20 protein-coding genes, 4 pseudogenes and 1 riboswitch are annotated in these 20195 nt (G+C 39.2%); of the genes and pseudogenes, 5 read left to right on the plus strand and 19 right to left on the minus strand.

Features of this window, described 5'->3' with window-relative positions:
* Positions 1–71: 71 nt before the first annotated feature.
* From WMO29_RS10615 to WMO29_RS10700, 18 genes and pseudogenes are all read right to left on the minus strand, one after another.
* Complete coding sequence (locus WMO29_RS10615) at positions 72–2366, minus strand: ATP-binding protein (RefSeq protein WP_349164758.1); 2295 nt, start codon at positions 2364–2366, stop codon at positions 72–74.
* A gap of 2 nt (positions 2367–2368) precedes the next feature.
* The gene (locus WMO29_RS10620; protein WP_349164759.1) at positions 2369–4213 is read right to left on the minus strand and encodes an ABC transporter substrate-binding protein; all 1845 of its coding nucleotides are present in this window, start codon (positions 4211–4213) and stop codon (positions 2369–2371) included.
* A gap of 99 nt (positions 4214–4312) precedes the next feature.
* Positions 4313–4388, minus strand: a riboswitch (cyclic di-GMP riboswitch).
* Positions 4389–4897: 509 nt separating this feature from the next.
* On the minus strand, positions 4898–5056 hold the full coding sequence (locus WMO29_RS10625) for a hypothetical protein (protein WP_349164760.1): 159 nt from the start codon (positions 5054–5056) through the stop codon (positions 4898–4900).
* A complete protein-coding gene (locus WMO29_RS10630; RefSeq protein ID WP_349164761.1) occupies positions 5049–6404 on the minus strand; it encodes a sensor domain-containing diguanylate cyclase in 1356 nt (451 codons plus the stop codon). The genes WMO29_RS10625 and WMO29_RS10630 overlap by 8 nt, the downstream gene beginning before the upstream one ends.
* Positions 6405–6799: 395 nt before the next feature.
* A pseudogene (locus tag WMO29_RS10635) lies at positions 6800–6976 on the minus strand (IS256 family transposase); the annotation flags it as partial.
* 102 nt (positions 6977–7078) lie between these two features.
* Positions 7079–7330: pseudogene (locus WMO29_RS10640) on the minus strand (phosphohydrolase); the annotation flags it as partial.
* A pseudogene (locus tag WMO29_RS10645) lies at positions 7321–7742 on the minus strand (lactate/malate family dehydrogenase); the annotation flags it as partial. The pseudogenes WMO29_RS10645 and WMO29_RS10640, both read right to left, overlap by 10 nt.
* A 12-nt stretch (positions 7743–7754) precedes the next feature.
* Positions 7755–8297 (minus strand): rubrerythrin, encoded by a 543-nt coding sequence (gene rbr, locus WMO29_RS10650; RefSeq protein ID WP_349164762.1) that lies wholly within the window; start codon positions 8295–8297, stop codon positions 7755–7757.
* An 87-nt stretch (positions 8298–8384) separates the two neighbouring features.
* Positions 8385–8777, minus strand: coding sequence for a Fur family transcriptional regulator (locus WMO29_RS10655; RefSeq protein ID WP_349164763.1), 393 nt, complete (start codon positions 8775–8777; stop codon positions 8385–8387).
* A gap of 127 nt (positions 8778–8904) precedes the next feature.
* Positions 8905–9654, minus strand: a complete 750-nt coding sequence (gene yaaA / locus WMO29_RS10660; protein ID WP_349164764.1) for a peroxide stress protein YaaA — start codon at positions 9652–9654, stop codon at positions 8905–8907.
* Positions 9654–10109: a thioredoxin-dependent thiol peroxidase gene (bcp, locus tag WMO29_RS10665; RefSeq protein ID WP_349164765.1), complete on the minus strand. Its 456-nt coding sequence runs from the start codon at positions 10107–10109 to the stop codon at positions 9654–9656. Before bcp ends, yaaA begins: the two co-directional genes overlap by 1 nt.
* A 3-nt stretch (positions 10110–10112) precedes the next feature.
* Positions 10113–10322 carry a DUF6219 family protein gene (locus WMO29_RS10670; protein ID WP_015516636.1) on the minus strand — a complete coding sequence of 70 codons (210 nt, stop codon included), beginning with the start codon at positions 10320–10322 and terminating at the stop codon, positions 10113–10115.
* A gap of 692 nt (positions 10323–11014) precedes the next feature.
* A pseudogene (locus tag WMO29_RS10675) lies at positions 11015–11488 on the minus strand (lysine--tRNA ligase); the annotation flags it as partial.
* Between the two features lie 179 nt (positions 11489–11667).
* Positions 11668–12900, minus strand: a complete 1233-nt coding sequence (locus tag WMO29_RS10680) for a site-specific integrase (RefSeq protein WP_002596379.1) — start codon at positions 12898–12900, stop codon at positions 11668–11670.
* A 46-nt stretch (positions 12901–12946) separates the two neighbouring features.
* On the minus strand, positions 12947–13129 hold the full coding sequence (locus WMO29_RS10685; RefSeq protein WP_002596378.1) for a hypothetical protein: 183 nt from the start codon (positions 13127–13129) through the stop codon (positions 12947–12949).
* Positions 13130–13236: 107 nt separating this feature from the next.
* Positions 13237–13419, minus strand: a complete 183-nt coding sequence (locus WMO29_RS10690) for a DUF6462 family protein (RefSeq protein ID WP_002596377.1) — start codon at positions 13417–13419, stop codon at positions 13237–13239.
* 541 nt (positions 13420–13960) lie between these two features.
* Positions 13961–14290 (minus strand): helix-turn-helix transcriptional regulator, encoded by a 330-nt coding sequence (locus WMO29_RS10695; RefSeq protein ID WP_349164766.1) that lies wholly within the window; start codon positions 14288–14290, stop codon positions 13961–13963.
* A 3-nt stretch (positions 14291–14293) separates the two neighbouring features.
* Positions 14294–14455 (minus strand): hypothetical protein, encoded by a 162-nt coding sequence (locus tag WMO29_RS10700; RefSeq protein WP_195588089.1) that lies wholly within the window; start codon positions 14453–14455, stop codon positions 14294–14296.
* 386 nt (positions 14456–14841) lie between these two features.
* Between WMO29_RS10700 and WMO29_RS10705 the strand changes: the two genes are divergently transcribed.
* From WMO29_RS10705 to WMO29_RS10725, 5 genes are all read left to right on the plus strand, one after another.
* Positions 14842–15183 (plus strand): MobC family plasmid mobilization relaxosome protein, encoded by a 342-nt coding sequence (locus tag WMO29_RS10705; RefSeq protein WP_002596375.1) that lies wholly within the window; start codon positions 14842–14844, stop codon positions 15181–15183.
* Entirely contained in the window at positions 15132–16535 is a 1404-nt protein-coding gene (locus WMO29_RS10710; protein ID WP_117795833.1) for a relaxase/mobilization nuclease domain-containing protein, read from the plus strand. The genes WMO29_RS10705 and WMO29_RS10710 overlap by 52 nt, the downstream gene beginning before the upstream one ends.
* Before the next feature lie 220 nt (positions 16536–16755).
* On the plus strand, positions 16756–17106 hold the full coding sequence (locus WMO29_RS10715) for a helix-turn-helix transcriptional regulator (RefSeq protein WP_117795835.1): 351 nt from the start codon (positions 16756–16758) through the stop codon (positions 17104–17106).
* A 230-nt stretch (positions 17107–17336) separates the two neighbouring features.
* Positions 17337–17723, plus strand: a complete 387-nt coding sequence (locus WMO29_RS10720; RefSeq protein ID WP_002596372.1) for a BlaI/MecI/CopY family transcriptional regulator — start codon at positions 17337–17339, stop codon at positions 17721–17723.
* Between the two features lies 1 nt (position 17724).
* Positions 17725–19530, plus strand: coding sequence for a BlaR1 family beta-lactam sensor/signal transducer (locus tag WMO29_RS10725; protein WP_349164767.1), 1806 nt, complete (start codon positions 17725–17727; stop codon positions 19528–19530).
* Positions 19531–19619: 89 nt separating this feature from the next.
* On the opposite strand, the gene WMO29_RS10730 is transcribed toward WMO29_RS10725, so the two are convergent.
* The gene (locus WMO29_RS10730) at positions 19620–20168 is read right to left on the minus strand and encodes a hypothetical protein (RefSeq protein ID WP_118770490.1); all 549 of its coding nucleotides are present in this window, start codon (positions 20166–20168) and stop codon (positions 19620–19622) included.
* Positions 20169–20195 lie beyond the last annotated feature (27 nt).

Here is a 20195-nt window from a genome sequence, read left to right on the forward strand (position 1 = left end):
ATATTTCTCCATACATCTCCTTGTCAACCTCCTGGTTTAATAAAATTGCACTGCCGTATCAAATCCATTTGTCACTGTTCAGTAGCCTGCATTTCTGTACCCCCCCCACCAGATTTTATACTTCTGATTGTTTTTTCCAGCACCTTCATCTCAACCGGTTTTGAAATATGTGCATTCATACCGGCTGCCAGAGAATGCTGAATGTCCTCTGAGAATGCATTGGCAGTCATGGCAATGATCGGAATCGTCTTTGCCAGTTCATGGGAGCTTCTGCGGATTGCCTTCGTTGCCTCATAACCATTCATAACAGGCATCTGCACATCCATCAGGATCACGTCATAATCACCTGGAGCAGACTGCTCAAATGTTTTCAAAATCTTTTCGCCATTTTCACAGATGGTACATTCCGCACCTTCAATCTTTAACAGCTCCGTCAGGATTTCTGCGTTCAGCTCATTATCCTCTGCACACAGGAATCTCATTCCCTGCAGGATATTACCATCCTGCTCATCTGTTTCTTCTTGTGCTGCCAGAGCGGCCGTTCTATCCTCTGCAATTTTCAGATCCAAGAGAACCTCAAAACAGCTTCCCTGTCCCAGTTCACTTTCCACATCAATGGTACCTCCCATTGCCTCAACCAGGTTCTTAGTAATCGCCATTCCAAGTCCGGTTCCCTGTATTTTGTTTGTAAGGGAACTTTCCGCACGGGTAAACGCATCAAAAATTGTATCCTTGAAATCTGCCGACATTCCCATACCATTGTCACAGACTAAAAAGCGGTACTTTGCATAGACAGATGACTTTGTCTCACATTCTTCTACCAGAAGCTGAATTTTTCCACCCTCCTGCGTATATTTTATGGCATTAGACAGCAGATTACTGAAAATCTGCATCAAATGAACCTGATCACCATTCACCCACTCATGGTGAATATTTTCTTTTATGACTGTAAAAGTCTGCTGCTTTTCATATATTTGAGAATGAAATATAGTGTCAAGTTCCTGCATAAATTCCAAAATTGAAAAATCAGAGTACTTAAAAACCGTTTTTCCTGCCTCAATCTTGCTCATATCCAAAACATCATTGATAATTCCTAACAGATGCTGTGATGAAATATCTATTTTATCTGCATACTCTATAACTTTTGCTTTATTACCTGCATCATGTCTGATCAAAGATGTGATACCAATGATTGCATTCATAGGTGTGCGAATATCATGTGACATATTAGACAGGAAATCCGTTTTCGCCTTATTTGCATTTTCAGCTGTCTGTAAAGCCTCTGTTGCAACGTTCTTTGCCTTTTTCAGTTTTTGATTGACTACTTCCATTTCCTTCATTGTTTGTAAATGAAGTTCATTATTTCTTTTTTCATATTCTGCTTTTTGATCTGCAAGACTAAGTCTGGAAATACTGTAGAATAATCCGGCAAAAAGTAAAAGTATAGAACCTGCCATGAGTATTGTTGTAAACAGCACCATTTTCTGGTAATCCATCAGCACATTGTCAACAACTCCATTTGCCACAATGCATACCAAAATGGTGTTGTTGCTTTCTATCGGGCAATACCCCAGATAATAGGGGTTCTGTTTTCCCAAAAGTGCAACTCCGGATTCCCTGTTATCAAACTTCTTTTTGAACAAATCAGCTTCCTCTTCTGTAACAGCCTGTTCCCCTTTTAAATGTTTTAACAAAGAATAATTACGCAGGTATTTATCACCACTCTGGTTCGTATACGTAATATTTCCGTCATGATCCAACATGAACAAATATGCATTCCCATCATAACCTTTCAGTTTTAACATGGAATCCAGTTTCGAATGATCATACACAGTTCCAATTGCCGTATAAGTTTCCCCATTGATCGTATATTCCTGACATGGGATTGCAACCAGATAACCGTCTTTTTTCTTCTGATCATAATCAAGACGCACCAGTTTTCCAATATTGTATCCATTCTTTAAGTCCAGCAGAAGTTTACTTGGCATATCAATCCGCATTTTTGTTCCACCTGCTGATATTGCCTGACCATTCTCCTGAAGGAATATAAGTGTACTTTCCGATTCTTTTTCCCATGCCTCAAAGAAACTTTTGTTCACATCCGTTTCAAGAGACAGCTCCCTCTCATGAAGTAAAAATTCCTCAACCAACTGCAGCTGGCTGTAGTATCCACTCACCTGAAGATCATAGGTCTGCTGTATCTGTTCAACAACAGCTCCCATACTGCTTTTTCCGTTTTCGCTGATATACTTCTTAGACTTACTTATCAGATACTTGATACAACCTAAGCTTAAAAGAATAATAAGTAGTATAAGCAACAGCCTTGTTATTTTTTTTCTTTTATTTACCGTTTGTTCTATCTCCACTTTTACTGTTCAACCTCTATATAGTCTTCCGGTGCTGACGGCTGCTGTCCTTTTGACATTGCTTCGATCCATGCACTTGATAATGTTGTCTCTTTAAGCTGCTCAATCTCACATTTCGGATTTATTTTTTTCAAAACAGACATTGTGGTGTCTGTAAGAAGAATCGAGTATTCCTTTTCTTTGTCTATTTTCTTATCATTAACTGTTAAGTCCTTTAACGAAAATCCACTTTCCTCTTGATTGACGATCATTTTCATACCGGATGCAATTGGTAATTCGTATTTATTGGTTACATAAAAATTCTCATCCGCATCGGCGAGATAATTTTCCACGAGTTCACAAACCTGTTTACCATTCATTTTTGCAAAATATAATGCTGTATCTGAACTCTTCGCTGTCATCATGCCAACCCGGCTATTGGTGCATTCTCCTTTGTACATAGAAGAAGTGAAATAATAATATGGTGTCAGAGCCAGCTGTGCATCATTTTCTTCTCTGATCGTAGTTAAAATGGAAGATGCTGCATCACGGCCACTTCTATCGTTCAGTGAAATGGAATATTCATTTTCAAAATTCACCGTTGCTTTTTCTTCTGAATCTTTACGGTTCATTACACTGCGCAAAGTATCAAAAGCCTGTGTTTCATCCATTTCCCCTGACAGTAATCCGTGAACAGCCTCAAGACCTGCATGAAATGATTTTTGGGCGGAATATCGGATATAAACAGCATTATTATTAATTTCATCTTCCAGTCCAGGCACATCCTGCATCATGGTTGGAACATCTGTATTCAATGAAATAACACCACTTCCACCCGCAATCAGCTTTTGCCCCTCTTCTGAAATCATACAGTCCAGCACATCCAGTGCAGTATCCAGTTTCTCCCGGTCTTTTTCCAGGTTTTTGTTAAATGCAATGTTTAAGGACGGAGTCATGTACACATAGGATTCATCCGATGTCTGTGAAAAGTAAGGGATACGGATCAGCTCCGCATCCATCTGTTTCTGCAGCTGCTGCATAATCGTCGGATGTCCATGAAACATTGCTGATTTTCCCTCGACAAACATCTGGGTTCCTGTATCGACGTCAATATTGATATCTTCTTTACCAAAGTGCGAGTCTTTCAGAAACTGGCTGGTTTCTGAAAAAATACGTTTCCATAATGCATCATCAAACTTTACTTCATCCACTGCAGTTTCTGCACCGTTTCGCCATTCAATACCATCCAGGCTTGTAAACTCACCGATTGCCGCTGCCTGGATGATTTCATTATTAGACCAGTCTTCACCAAGATCCATGGAATACGGTTTTATGCCATTATCATAAAACTGCTGACAGGCCTGTACATATTCCTCATAATTTTCTGGAATCTTTACGCCATACTGATCAAACAGTGTTTTGTTGGCAATGATCGTCTGCGGAATACCACAGATTGGCAGCCACTGGATTTCATCCTCCTCATTCTTATAATATTGCACCGCATAAGAATAATACTTGGAAACAACATCATAAGAAGCAAAATCCATAAGATAAGGCTGTAAGTCCTGTGCATCTGTTCCAGAGAATCGACGTACTGTTATGATATCCGGTAATTCATCATGTTCTTTAAAATAACTGTATAAATCGGTATCATTGTTACCAATAATAAATTCAATATCCTGATCAGGAAACTGTTCATGGATATAGGGTGCAATATTTTTCATCAAACGATTTTCCCACAGATAAACGGTAAGATGATCATCATTTTTAGATACTTCTTTCTTTGACTGTCCACATCCAGACAAGACAGCAGATGCTACAAGTACACCTGCCACCACTGCAATCAGACAACGTTTTGCCTTTTTCATACTTTTATTTTCCTCATTCTTTCCTGATAAAATCATTATTGTTACGCCTACGAAATAACACCGTAAAAAAGCACCGTCAGACAGACAGTGCACCTCATTTTATGCAACTGGCTGCCATTTTACAGGCCCTGTAGCTTTGCGTCCCAGACTTTCATCTGGTTTGCCGATTTCCTTATTATAGATATAGCTTTTAAACTTATGCAAAAAAACTAATTTTATTATACTTTAACGTTCTACTATGCACAAGAAAAAAATTACCGTTTTAACGTTCAAAAACAAAAAAAGAACAGCCGATACATATACTCGAACTGTTCTCCTACTTCCGAAGTCCACGCAGCATTGACATTACTGTTTCCTGCTCATTTGTACTCAGATCGTTCCATATCCCTAGAACTTCTTTCTGTTTTTCTGTCAGATTCTCTGAATTATCTTCTTGAAAAAACTGTGATAATCTATATTTACTGATATCACGCTTTTCACACAAAGATGTTATTTTATCCGCAGATTTCTCCACAGACAACAATAGGCTTCCTACTATCTTATCAACTCATTCACGATTGTCAACGTGTTGCGATGAATTTCACCATACTTAAGATATCCACCGTATTGGAAAGGTTGATCTTATAAATACATTCCCCATTGTACTGTACAATATATAAATATCCCCGGCTTACTACACAGTTTTCATTTAAATAGTAAGTCGTAAAAGGAAGCATCGAAGAATGGATATTTCTGCTGGATGGCTTTCTTCACCGCAACATACATATCTGCGTCTGCATACTCCTGTACTGGAAATAAGATATGCATGCGAGGACGGGCAGACTTCTTTCCTTTATCAAGCATGTGATGTCTGCTTTCTCCGATCTTTTCCTGTCACGATGTAGTATTGCTTCTTGTTTTCATACATTTCCACATCTGCGGCTTTCAGAAGCGACTCAAAATCCGTGTCCTTTGTACCGCTTATCGTCGTACCGAGGGACGCGGTAGCACCCAGTTGGCTTTTTGCCGTTTCCAGTAGTTTCTGAAACGCCGGATGTGTGATGTTTGGCAGAACCGCAATGAACTCATCTCCGCCAAACCGATACACATGACGCTTTCCGAACACAGATTTCAGCGTCTGTGCGGTCTGCACAATGAATTTATCACCGGCGTCATGTCCCTTTTGGTCATTTATTTCCTTTAGGCCATTTATGTCGCACATGACAATCGCCAGGGGAAAATACTTCTCCAGCTTTTCTGTGTACGCCCAATCCAGTGCTTTTCTGTTTTTACAATCTGTGAGCTGGTCATATAATGCACTGTGCTCCAGTGCATCTGCATTATCGCGCAGTCTTATCATAAAAGAGATCATAAACTCGATCATATCTATCAGATTCGAGATCTCATGCAATTTCTCTTCGGGAGAATTGTCCACACCGTAGAATCCGACCATCTTGCCGTTGATTTTGATTGGCCCTGTCACAAGGGTATTGACACCCTGAGGTTTCAGCCGTTCATAGATGGCTTCGCTTGTTTTTTTGCATTCTTCAATGTCATGGATGATGACATTGTTGGATTCTTGATATTGTGCAAACCATGCTTCAATGATGCCTTCATACGGCACATCCTGCAAGTTATCTTTTTCTTTGGATACGCCCGCTTTGCACCACTCGTAGGTGTTGTCAAACGTTCCGCGGTCATTCTGTTCAAAGATGTACGCTCGATCGGCGGTCATACGCTGTCCGATATACTCCACCAGTTGATTCAGTACTTTGTCCGGATTTTCTTCTGAAGCGGCATACCGAACCATGTCCGTGAGGAATCTCTCGTAATTCAGGATTCGTTCCTGCGATTCGCGCTTGCTGACTTCCAACATTTCCTTTTCCTTATGGTACAGGATTCTCTGAAGCTTGCTTCGCATCATCATGGCAGTCAGAAGCATACTCAGCACCCCGTACAGAATAACATTCACTAGGTTTTTGGATAGAATTGGGGTGTGCTGCGCAAAGAAAGCAAGTCCGATATAGAGCAGCATACTGCTCAGAATCAGCCCGTTCATGACCGCCGTTCTGGCGGTAAACAGCAGCGGCGCTGCCAGTATGAACACAATGTAGTTGACAGTGAGCTCCTCCGGTGCAATCAGCGTTCCCGTAATAATGCCGAACAGCAGCAGCGCGGCAAAAAAGCTGTATACAACCAGTTTTTTCCCCATACATCCTGTTTTACTTTCTCATAATCACCACAACTAAACATAAACAACGAAACAATTTGATTCATACGTTTTTTCTCTTCAAACTCTGTTCAATTACCGCTTTGCCCGTCTCATAAGGAGCACAGATTCAACGGTACTTTCATTGTCCCAATCAAGTTCATATAATTCCTGTTCATTGATAAATACAGGAAAACGGAACTTGAGACTTCTTAAAATCCTGCCATCCTCTTGTTCTGCATGGCATATCGTGAGGGTGATCAAGTAAAGAGTCGCGCAAAGTTTGGTTTTGCAATGAAGGATATTATTAATAATTTGCTTGGAGCTGGTGGAGAAGTAGAAATAAGCAGATTGTGAACACATGCGTTCACAATCTGCTTATTTAATACGAGATTCTGTTATTCTGGGAGTCGTCCCTCATACATAATGCTGAGTTCGCCGTAGACCTGTCTCCAGTTCCGAATGCTCATAGTCCATTTTTTCATGGCTTCGAAAGTTGCCAGATACAGGGCTTTCAGGAGCGCTGTATCACTTGGGAATACGCTTCTCTGACGGTTGAGCTTACGGTAAGCAGTTGGTTTATCACCAAAGATACCTCCTCTTACTGCCAGCACAAAGTTTCGCTTAGCAAGCACTTGATGCGTTTCCTCTACATATGCATATTGTCAAGTGTTACAATTAATGACGGAATCCTTTTTCAGTTCTTCCGAAATATATTGTTTCAAAGCATTATCATGCAGTAAAGCACACATGGCTAGATCTTGTAATTCATCACCTTGAATTTTCCAATATTCAGCCATGCGTATACTTATATAAGCCACTCTTTTTCCATGTTTGTTTTTGATATTTACCAACTCTGCTTCTATACAGTCCAAAGCATAAGAACAGGCTCCTGCCCTAGATTTAACTGTTTTCTGTAAAGTCCTGATAACTTTATGGCTACCTGAGTTAGGATATCTACCGGATTCGCAACTACAAGCATGATACCTGCAAAATTTCTCTTTGCTATTTCAGGAATGATTGACTTAAATATTGCTACATTTTTATTTACGAGATCAAGCCTTGTCTCTCCCGGTTTCTGTCCCGCTCCGGCAGATATGACAACAATTGCAGCATCAGCCACATCATCATAATCTCCGGCATATATTTTCATCGGACTCGCAAATGGAATACCATGACTGATATCCATTGCTTCTCCTTCTGCCTTGTTCTTATCTGCATCGATAAGGACAATCTCTGTAAACAAGCCACTCTGCATCAGAGCAAATACCGATGCAGAACCAACAAAGCCACAGCCTATCATTACTGCTTTTTTGAATTAATCACTTTCTTCTTCGTAATAATCTCATCTCCTTAATAATTCTCTTCATGTACTTCAAAATAGCTCTGTGGATGATTACATACCGGACATACTTCAGGCGCCTTAGTTCCTACCACAATATGTCCGCAGTTACGGCATTCCCATACCTTAACTTCGCTCTTTTCAAATACCTGTGCAGTTTCAATATTCTTAAGAAGTGCACGATATCTTTCCTCATGGTGCTTCTCAATCTCACCTACTGCCCTGAATTTTGCTGCAAGCTCAGGGAATCCTTCTTCCTCAGCTGTTTTAGCAAAGCCATCATACATATCTGTCCACTCATAATTTTCGCCTTCTGCCGCTGCCGCCAGGTTTTCCTTTGTATCACCAATTCCTGCTAATTCCTTGAACCACATCTTTGCATGTTCTTTCTCATTATCTGCAGTCTTTAAAAACAATGCTGACATCTGCTCGTAGCCTTCCTTTTTCGCTACAGAAGCAAAATAGGTATACTTATTTCTTGCCTGTGATTCCCCTGCAAATGCGTCCTGTAAATTCTTCTCTGTCTGTGTTCCTGCATATTTGTTTTCTGCCATCTCTTTTACCTCCGTTTTCTTTACTACTTTTTCAAAATCTGATGCCGGGTGCTTGCACAAAGGACATATAAAGTCATCCGGTAATTCCTACTTTACCTTCTCCCTGCATTTCGGGCAAATGCCTTTAAATGAAATATCGTAATCCACAAATTCAATTCCATGAGTGTTATGAATTCTTTCCAGCAAATCCGGTATTTGATCCATATCCACATCAAAAATTTCACCGCACTTTATACATCTTACATGGTAATGATTTTTCAATGTAAAATCAAATCGGTTCGGTCCATTCGGAACTTCAACCTTTCTTAATGCACCTTCCTCGACCAATATATCAAGATTTCTATATACAGTTCCTTTTCCAATTGATGGATATGCTTCTTTTATAAATTCATACACTTCATTTGCCGTAACGTGTCTTCTCATTTCGTATACGGTATTTTTTACGAGATCTTTTTGAATGGTATTTCTCCTACTTGTCATTCGTCCTCCTTATTAGGATTAGTTCTTAATAAGGATTATATACCACCACTATCCTGTTGTCAATAAAAATAGTAATAATTCTCATTATTATAAAAACTGCCAAACTGAGCATATTTTACCTGAATAACTATTTTATTTTGCGTTCAAATACATATTCTGAATCTGAAGATAAATCAGACCTAAACGAATATCCGATTCTGTCAAATTTCTGAATCTCCACCGGATTTTCAATATTATTTTCCGCTATGAATCTGACCATTTCACCACGAGCCATCTTGGCATAGGTACCTTTTGTTACCAATTTATCTCCGGATAACTCACAAAATACAATCGTAATATATCTGTCCTGTGATGTCAGATACTTTTCTATACATTTTGAGTATTCTTTTGATGCAAGATTAATGATAATCCTACTGTCATCGATTACTGAGCGGTATAACAATTCTCCCCAGTACTCATACAGACTTTTTGCATCTCCAATTTCAACCTTTGCCTGCATTTCAAGACGATAAGGAGTCACACCATCCATTGGTTTTAAAATGCCATAAAACGCAGACAAGATTCTTAAATGATTTTGCAAATACTCAAACTGCTGGATTTCAAACACAGATGGTGCCATATATTGAAATGCAATCCCATCATATGCTAAAACAGCCGGAGTAAGCCTGTTATAAAGATCCATATTTTCCAATCTGTTAAAGTTCTGCTCTGCAATCTTGTCATTACATTTCCAGATAGCTTTCAGTTCTTCTTTTGATTTGCTTTTCATCCAGTTTAATACTTCTACTGTCTTATCAATATAGACAGGCAGTTCAACCGGTGCTAAGTTATCGGTATCTACAATCATCTTTTTTGCAGGTGATAAAATAATCTTCATTATGCCAATTCCTTAAGCATATTTTCAGGATCATCTGCCGCCTTGACTTTATCATTTGCCTTTATAATGATTCCCTGCTCATCAATAAGATATGTAGTTCTTACTACACCCATAGATACTTTTCCATAATTTTTCTTTTCTTTCCAGACATCATATGCTTCAATAACTTTACGCTCCGGATCTGATAATAGCGTAAATGCCAGTCCGTATTTTTCTTCAAATCTCTTGTGAGACGCTACAGAGTCCTTGCTTACTCCGAGAATAACAGCTCCCTTCTCAGTAAACTGTGGATAACGCTCAGAAAAGCCACATGCCTGCTTCGTACATCCTGGTGTATTATCCTTTGGATAAAAATATAAGATTACTTTTTTTCCTGCATAATCGCTTAATTTATGCATTTCTCCATTCTGATCCGGCAATTCAAAGTCCGGTGCTTTTATTCCTAACTCTAACATTTACTATTCCTCCGCTTTTGTATTTTCCACCTGTTTTCTTGTTCTTTTATTACCTGAAATCATTTTATGACCAGAATAGACTGCCATAATCATGCATATCAGAGAGCCAAACGCAAAGTATTTGTGTGCTGCTTTTAACCCTTTATATCCTGTATAAAAAGTTCCAACCATTGTAACTATTGCTCCGATTGACCAATATTTATGTGCTTTCATTTTATACCTCCAAATTGATTAAGCTGTTTCCAAAATAAATATCTCTGGATCATTAACAATATTATACATTCCATCCATTACTTTCGACAAGTAGGGAAAGAAAAATAATCATTCCAAATACAAAAGGATGTATCACGATAATTCTGGCATTACCTTGACGCATCATTTCGTGTTGTATTTTTTATTCTTCTTAATGACAGCTCATTAATATCTACATAACCAAGCTGACTTAAAATGCCATTTGTTCTGGTTTCGTACCCTATATGAATATGTCTGTCAAAACATACATATGTCCCCATAATCTTCTCCTTTTTCTAATAACCCTAATACAATAAATCCCGATTAGTATTTCCACTCATTTTAGAAAATGGGCAACTCCGATTGGAATTGCCCACTCATTGCACTAATTATGCGATTTTTTCTTGCTTGCACCGATTTCTGCATCAAATGATGTAAGTTTGATGTAAATCGCTGTTTTTTCAGTTTTTTATCAAATGAAGTACGTCCCGTCTATTTACTATGAAAGTCCTGAACGGCAGCCATGAATGAGTCATGCTTGCATGAACGAATTCATGGATATCGGGCAGGCTAAACTGTATGAGTAAGCAGGGCAATCGCCCGGATTACGAATGCAGTTGGCAGTTACGGGAGTGCCATAGGCACGGAGTAACTGACTTTCATATATTTACATCCTAATAGAGCTTTGCACCAGCCGGGATGTGGTTATCAACCATCAGAAGATGGAGCTTTTCTTCTCCCTCTTCCTCATGGATTGCACTGAGGAGCATTCCACAGGATTCAATTCCCATCATGGCTCTCGGTGGCAGATTAGTGATCGCAATTAAGGTCTTTCCAACCAGCTCTTCCGGCTCGTAATAAGCGTGAATACCGCTTAAAATCGTACGATCTGTGCCTGTTCCGTCATCCAGCGTGAACTGTAACAGCTTCTTGGATTTCTTAACAGCTTCACATGCTTTAACCTTTACAGCTCGGAAATCGGACTTGCTGAAAGTATCAAAATCAACAAATTCCTCAAATAAAGGCTCTACCTTTACCTTGGAGAAGTCGATAACTTCTTCTTTCTCCGGTGTTGCTGTGGAAGTGCTGTTTTCTGACTTCGCAGATTTCTTGTCAGCGTCCAGTGACTTCATTGTCGGGAATATAACCGAAGCTAATCCACCACAGTCCAAATAAGTTGATAAACGCTTTTTTACACGATTTTCATTATATATCGCCAGTCCATATTTGTCCACCAAAATCCAACAAACTAATGTCATTTTGATGTATTCTGACTTTTTTGATGTCAGGTTTGTCTTGGAAATCGTCCCCTTGCAAGGACTTCTTCCTAAAATATATCACTATTATTTTCCAGAGCTTTAATTGCTTCCTTTTTCTTCACATCTGTTGCTTCCGCATAAATATCCATCGTTGTTTCAATATTTGCATGACCCATAATACTTTGAATCACTTTCAGATTTCTTTCATTTTCACAAAATCTGGTGCAAAATGTGTGTCGGATATGATGACACGAAAAATGAGGAATCAATACCGGGCGTCTGCTCTCCCGTTTTGCCTTAATAATTTCTTCGGCATTGTAGGCTTCGTAAATTCTTTTGATTGCACTGTTGATTACGCTGGGTTTATGGATAATTCCGTCTTTATTGCAAAAGATAAACCCACTCATACCATCAACCACTTGCACATTAAAACCGGTTTCTTTCTGTGCTTCGTATTCATCCTTAAATGCCTGTTCTACAGCCTGCATCATCGGAATAGTACGAATCCCGGCTTCTGTCTTTGGCGAAGAAATATGAAATTCACTCTTTCCATTCTCCATTACTCGATAGATAGCCGCATGGTTTATACTAATGGTTTTATTCTCATAATCCAAATCTTCCCAACGCAGCCCTATCATTTCTCCTATGCGACATCCCGTTCCAAAAAGTGCTGTAAACAGTGGCAACCAATGGCAATACACAGGACTGTTCGATACATAATTCAAAAATGCTCTCTGCTGTTCCAATGTAAGTGCGTGTCTTATGCCCTTATTCTTTCCATTCGCCTTTTTGATTTCTGCCATTACACCGCTTGCCGGATTATTGCGTATCACATTGTCCCTAACTGCCATCTGAAAGGTTGGGTGCAGAATCGTATGAATATTATCCAATGTATTCGCCTGTAACCCCAATATGTTCATCAACGAACAATAAAAGAATTTCACATCAGAATACTTTATATCATTGATGATTCTTTTTCCAAAAGTATCTCTGACAAAACGGTTATACATATACTTATAATTTACCCGTGTGTGTTCTTTCAAATCATACTTCGTTGAAATATACCTGTCAAATGCATAGTTCAAAGTTGTCTTTCCACTGCAATAGCTTTCAAGACCGTCCAACTGATTGCGAACAAGTTCTTTTTCCTTTTCCCTTAACTCCAACAGGTCATTTGAATAAACGACCCGCCTTTTACCTGTCGAATCGGTGTACTGGTAGATATACCTTCCGTCGTTTTTCCTCTGACTTTCGCCTTTCCTTAATACTCTGCCTTTTGAATCTTTTCTCGACATTGACATTATGTACCACCTTCCTCTCAATATAAGAAAGAGGTCACAAATGCCATTACTCATTCTCGGTATTATCCTGCTCTTGCAGCTTTCTAAATCCTTGAACAAGCGTCTGTGTTATGGTCAGATCATGAGAGCTGGCATACTCTGTTATATCTGTATGCTCATCTTTTGTAAGACGGATGAATACACCTTCACTTCTCGGATTTTCTAACTTAGGTCTACCCATTCTTGCCATCCGTCAACACCTGCCTTTCATAACCTGACTTCATTTTACTACTTGTATATCAAAAAGTCAAATACTTTTTGATATACAATAATTCGTTTTCCTCTTTCTTATCATGTCTACGCCCGAAAAGATTCCAAATACTCCTCAAAAATCTTCACGTTTACCAATGTGATACGGTTAATTTTATAAACAGCACGAGCATCCTGTGCCAATTTCATAAAGCTGTGTTTACTCATAGAATACCTCTCCGCACCCTCGTCATACCTTATAAAATTTTTTGTGTTCACTTTTGCCTGCATTCTTCCACCTACCTTTTCAAAGTGTGTTCTTTTTCTCTTGCTATGGTTATGGCATATCTGCCAATAAAAACATACTTAACAAACAAATATGCTTTTATTGGAAGATATTAAAAAATCCGTACAGGTGGCAGCTCATTACACTACCCACATCGGTATCGCACCGTCATCTTATCTGACCGGACTAAGCCGGAAGTATCATTATCAAAAATATGTATCAACGCCTCCGTGTAACTGCTACACATTTATGCCGGATATTTCTCGCTCCACACCTTAACTTCAATATCTGCTTTCAATATTCCTTCGTATCCACCTCTGCCAAAGGCAAAAGCAGGTGTCTTATGGCGTATCCTCAAAGCGGCTCCACATATTCCACACGTCCTGTACGCATTGGTTTATGAAATTGTCAAGGTACAATCGCAGACATCGTCTGCATTTTGGATAAAATCAAAGCTGAAATTGTCAGCCTAAAAAGCACATAAGCACACTTCCGTCTGCTATGAACGGTTCTGTAAAAATTATGTGCTTTATCAGAATGACAAGATCAAAGTTGTAATTTATCCGGTCCATATTTTCTTAGGACTTGAAATAAAACTTTTTTATGTATGCCCTCCGTCCAATCATATAATTCATGCAAGGCAACTACTTCCATAGGTGTCAGCGAATTGGCATAAGGCTTGTAATCCTCTCTTATAAAAATTCCTCCGTTCTCTCCCTGTTTTGTATAAATCGGATAAACCGGAGTTAAAACCTGAATATCATACTGTATCGTGCGAATGGAAACGCCAAATTCCTGTGCCAATTCATTCGCTGTTGTATGTCGTCTGATAATAAGAATATTGATTATTTCCGTTCTACGATGTACGGTATTCATGCTTCACCCCCTCTCTTCTGGTTTTCCAATTCTAATTTTAAATGCAGAATATGCAGTATCTTTGCTTATTCCCCTAAATTTCTCTGTAAATCTTTTATCTCTCTCCAGCCATTGACTTTCCCTTTTCCCATTGATAAAATCATTATGGATAGAATCAAAAATCATAAAAAGTCACACAAACTGCTATGGAGTTTTTACGGGCAATCAATGCCCTTATGAACCGTGGCAGTTTTTTTATTGCTTCTGCCCAACTGCAAAGTCGAATTATCAACGCTATCCATAACAAGGGCGGTAACACCCTACTGTGTTGCAAACCGCTCGCCTATACTCACGCAACACGCAAATTCCCTACGGGTAATTTGCAGAAGAATAGCAAGCACTGCCTGTGTTCCCTCACAGGCACCATTTCCGCAAGTTTCTACCAAGCGAAAACTTGCAGAAATTGGCTTGCATGGGGCATATCCCCCTGTCCCCCTAAAAGCAAAAAACAACCGCCGGCTACGGCATATTTGAAAATCTTTTATATAAATAAGGAAAGGACTGATACTGCAATGGCAAACCGAGAAAGACAAAATGAACTTAAAATCTATCTCAGCGATGACGAGCAATACATCTTAGATCAGAAATGGAAAGCCTCCGGCATGAAGAGCAAATCCGCATTTATTCGGCATCTGATTTTGTATGGCTATGTCTACGATGTAAACTACGAACACCTGCGGGAATACAACACCACGCTCGCCCGTATCGGCAATAATCTGAACCAGATTGCCAAGCGGATGAATGCTACTGGCAATGTCTATAAAGCCGATGTAAACGAAGTAAAGGAGCTGATGAAACAGGTATGGCAATCACAAAAATCCATGCTATCCAGGCAACCGTCCATAAGGCAGTAAACTATATCTGTAATTCCCAAAAAACAGATGAAAGTATTCTCATTTCTTCCTTCGGATGCAGTCCTGAAACCGCTGCCTTTGACTTCAAATTTGCTCTGTCAAAAACAAATCAGGCAGACCCCAACAAAGCCTTTCATCTGATACAGGCTTTCGCTCCGGGAGAGGTATCTTATAAGGAAGCACATCAGATCGGTGTGGAGCTTGCCGACAAGCTGTTAGAGGGGAAATTTTCTTATATCGTTTCCACTCATATTGATAAAGGTCACGTTCACAACCACATCATTTTCTGTGCCGCAGATAATGTGAATCACGAAAAATATCATGACTGTAAACAGACCTACTACCACATTCGCCGCCTGAATGATGAGCTGTGTTCCAAGCATCAGTTATCCGTCATTTCTCCCACAAACCAGCGTGGTAAAAGTTATAAAGAATGGACATCCGGCAGAAATGGCACCTCGTGGAAAATCAAGCTCAAGCTAGACATTGATGAAGCAATTCAAAACGCTGATACATATGAACAGTGCATGGAGCTGATACGGGCAAAAGGTTATGAAATCAAAGGCGAAACCATTGGAGAAAACGCCTTAAAGTACATTTCCTTCCGCCCCCTTGACCGGGAGCATTTTGTCCGTGGCAGCTTAAAGTCTTTGGGGGCAGAATACACCAAAGAACGGATTAAGGAACGGGTAGAAACAAAGGCTTTAGCACAGACACAAAAACGTGTCCCATTCCCTGCCCGAAAGAAACCTCTTATCAAGGATTATTCTTCCCGAACGCTCATTGACACCTCGGAAGAAAAGTTCACGCAAAGCCCCGGTCTGCAGCATTGGGCAGCGATTGAAAATCTCAAAATCGCTGCCAGCAGTTACAGTAAAGCAGGTTCTATCATCGAGCTTGAAAAACAGATTGAAAGTAAGTCTGTTCTTGCAAAAACCGCACGGAACAGTCTTGTGGAAACAGAACGTCAGCTAAAGGATTTAGGACAGATATTGAAATACGCTGAACAATATCAGAGCAATCATATCTATCACATCCGTTACCAGAAATCGAAAGACCCTGACGCTTATCTCCGCCACCATGAAACAGAACTCCTGCTCCATGACGGTGCAGAAAATATGCTGAAACGCTTTGGAATCAGCTTAAAACATTTTGATATTGATAAGTTTCGTAATGATTACAATGCTCTGTATGCCAAGAAAGAAGCCTTGCAGAAAACCTATAAATCTGCTGAAAAAGACATACAGGCTCTCAACCGAAAACTGGATAATCTGAACCAGTATCTTGACCGGACTCCGGGACAGGAACAGACCTTAAACCGCAAGCTGGAAAAGGACTCCACCATGCTCTGATTTCCCCATTAAAAAAGGTGTACCGCATTGAAGTTTTTTACTTCTTTGCGATACACCTTGATATGTGTAGTAAGCCTCTGCCACAATTCTACTCAATATTCTTTTCTTGTGTATTTTTCTACATTTCCCATTCATGTATTGTGCTCCATATTTATAGTGTATTTTGTTGTAATTCACGCAGGATAATATGTAATGTAAACTACTATCGAGGTGAATTATAATGCAGGATAATATGAAACAGGCTCTTGCCATCGCAGTGCGTGAAGCCCGCACAGAACTCGGACTTTCACAGGAAAAATTGGCTGAAACTCTCAATCTGGATACACGCACTATACTTAATATTGAAGCCGGACGTGGTAATCCAAAATTTGAAAAGTTGCATCCTTTAATTACATATTTGAAGATACCAGCCAATAAGATTTTCTATCCAGCCAGCACAAACCAACAACCAAATCTCCAGAAGCTCCTAACCCTACTGAATGACTGCACGGAACAGGAAGCTGCTGATTTATTACCTATGGTTCGTTACCTGCTTGATTTGCTGCGTAAGCAAGACCATCCAACTCTGTAAGAAAACCAATAGACTCCTTGTGAATCTATTGGTTTTCTTATTTTCAAAGCACTTTATTTACAATTTCAATCATCCTGATTCCACTCCTTTTTTAATTCTTACTTATGTAATATTTTAATTATTACATAAGTAAGATTTCAAGTCAATCTATTTTCTCTTAAATTGACAACTACACAAATAACATCTATAATATTTTTATTACAGCCGTAAGATTTAAGGAGGGATTTGAAATGAGCGATTTACCACAGATTTCTGAAGCTGAATTTGAAGTTATGAAAATCGTATGGAAACATGCGCCGATCAGCACCAATGAAATAACTGATAAATTATTACAGACTACGAGCTGGAGTCCAAAAACAATACAAACTCTAATTAAACGTCTAGTGAACAAGGGCGTTCTGACTTATGAAAAACAAAGTCGGGTGTTTGTTTACACTCCAGTTGTGAAAGAAAGTGAATACATCGGTCAGGAAAGTAACTCTTTTCTAGAACGATACTACGATGGGGACATCACTGCCATGCTGTCTGCATATATAGAAAATGACAGACTGTCCGAAACGGAAATAGACACTCTCCGCTCTCTTCTTTCCAAGAGGTCAAAAAAAGGAGGTAATTAACATGGCTGATTTTATGATACGCTTTTTAATATGCAATGTATTTATCAGCGGTATCATCGGAATTCTTTTGATAGCCAAGCGGATATTCAAAGGCAACCTATCCAGCCGGATGCAGTATAATCTGTGGTTCCTGCTACTTGGATTGTTGGTAGTTCCTTTTATACCGTTCCGTTTAATTGGGTTTCCGCAAATCCTCTCGTGGCTCAGTAGCCTGAAAAGTTCTCCTACTTCTGGCACCAGAACCGCCATAGGAGAAGCTGTTGGGATCAATCCAGCCGGAAATGCAGACTGGATGAATGACTTTGCCCTTTCGGTAAATAGTGAGACTCCATCTAGCATCGGATACATACTATTTGGAATATGGCTTGTAGGCATCCTTGCAATGATTATATTGATAATCAAATCCTCTATCCGCTTACAGAACTTGAAAAAATCTGCACTTCCCCTTCAGAACCCGGAAGTCCGAAAACTATATCATCGATGTATGAAAGAAATGGGAATTAACAGAAATATCCATGTTTACAGTACTGCATTTTTGAAATCTCCGATTATTGTGGGGCTTTTGAAACCTTGTATTTATCTGCCGATTCATCTCATCTCAGATTATAACGAATCGGACATGCGATACATGCTGTTACACGAGCTACAGCACTATAAGCACAAAGATGCTATTGCCAACTATCTAATGAACTTTGCCGGAGTAATATATTGGTTCAATCCTCTTGTCTGGTATGCTCTAAAAGAAATGCGCAATGACAGAGAGGTTGCCTGTGACACCTCTGTTTTAAAGATGCTTGAGGAGGATGATTATGCAGATTATGGTAATACACTGATCAATTTTGCGGAAAAGATTTCACTTACTCCATTTCCGTTTGCCGCCGGTCTTGGTGGAAACATGAAGCAGATGAAACGGAGAATTATCAACATTGTATCTTATGAGAAGCCGACATTTATAAAAAGAGTAAAAGGTATGACTGCATTCATGTTGACTGCTGTCCTTCTCCTTGGATTCGCACCTTTTATTTCTACATACGCAGCAGATGGAAGCCACTACCAATGGGATTCCTCTTCTGAGAATATTTCCTATGTAGACCTCTCCACATACTTCGGAGAATACGAAGGCAGCTTTGTTTTATACGATTTGGAAAACGATGCATGGAGTATACATGACATGGAGCATGCCACCTTACGGGTTGCTCCAAACTCCACCTACAAGATATACGATGCTTTGTTCGGATTGGAAGAAGGCGTCATTACACCGGAAAATTCGTTCATTGCATGGAATGGAGAAACCTATCCATTTGAAGCATGGAACGCAGATCAGACCTTACAGTCTGCAATGAACTCCTCTGTGAATTGGTATTTTCAAGCAGTAGATGAACAGCTTGGAGCCTCTGACGTTTACAGCTATGTTCAAGAAATCGGATATGGTAACGAAAACATGAGTGGCGATTTCTCCTCTTATTGGATGGAATCCTCCTTGGAAATCTCTCCAATAGAACAGGTCGAACTTTTAACCAAGCTGCAGAATAACAGTTTCGGCTTCGCCCCTGAAAATATCAATGCAGTAAAAGATGCCATCTGCCTTTCAGCTTCCGATGCCGGAACATTCTACGGAAAGACCGGAACCGGACGTGTAAATGGTCAGGATATTAATGGATGGTTCATCGGTTATATCGAAACTGCAGATAATACATACTTTTTTGCCACCAACATTAGTGCAGACAGCGATGCTACTGGCGGCAACGCAACTGAAATAACCATGTCTATCTTATCAGACATGAATATCTGGGTATCACAGAAATAACAAAAACGAGTAAAGGTTAACTGTAGAATTAACTTTTACTCGTTTTTTCGAGGCTTATAAATATTAAATGTTTTTTCTTTTTTTAATTACTACTTTTTGCAATATTCATAAATATTAAATGGTTCTTCTCTTTTTTCAAATAAGATATCAGCTTCTTTAATAATCTTAATAAGTTCTTCTGTCTCTACACCTACTGTTTTTAGTACAAGTAACTTCTTTTCATTCGTTATGAGAAAGAAAAAACCTTTGTACAAAAAGACTCTATCTATTTCTTTAAGTTCGCAGATCTTTTTATCTTCTAATTTTATTCCCTGAACATCAATTTCCACTTTGTTATATCTTGATTTATTCCATACAAATTCATGGACATTATTTTCAAATTTTTTTCCCTTAGATTGAAACCAAATAATCCAAATCAATGCAATAATAGAAATCCCCATTCCCACATAAAACATCGGATAACTCTTTACAAAATAGCAACCGATTGATAACAAAAATAATACTGGTGTCATTATATAAATAATTTTCCTTCTATTATTTTTTGTCTTAAGTAATTGATATGGCATAGCATATTCTAACGAAAGCATATACTCTAATGCTTTTCTATCTTCATCGGTCATAATAGACTTTATAATCATTTTTACTCCATCCTTCCCTTAAATGCG

This window comes from Laedolimicola intestinihominis, from assembly GCF_040096155.1.
Taxonomy (GTDB): Bacteria; Bacillota; Clostridia; order Lachnospirales; family Lachnospiraceae; genus Laedolimicola; species Laedolimicola intestinihominis.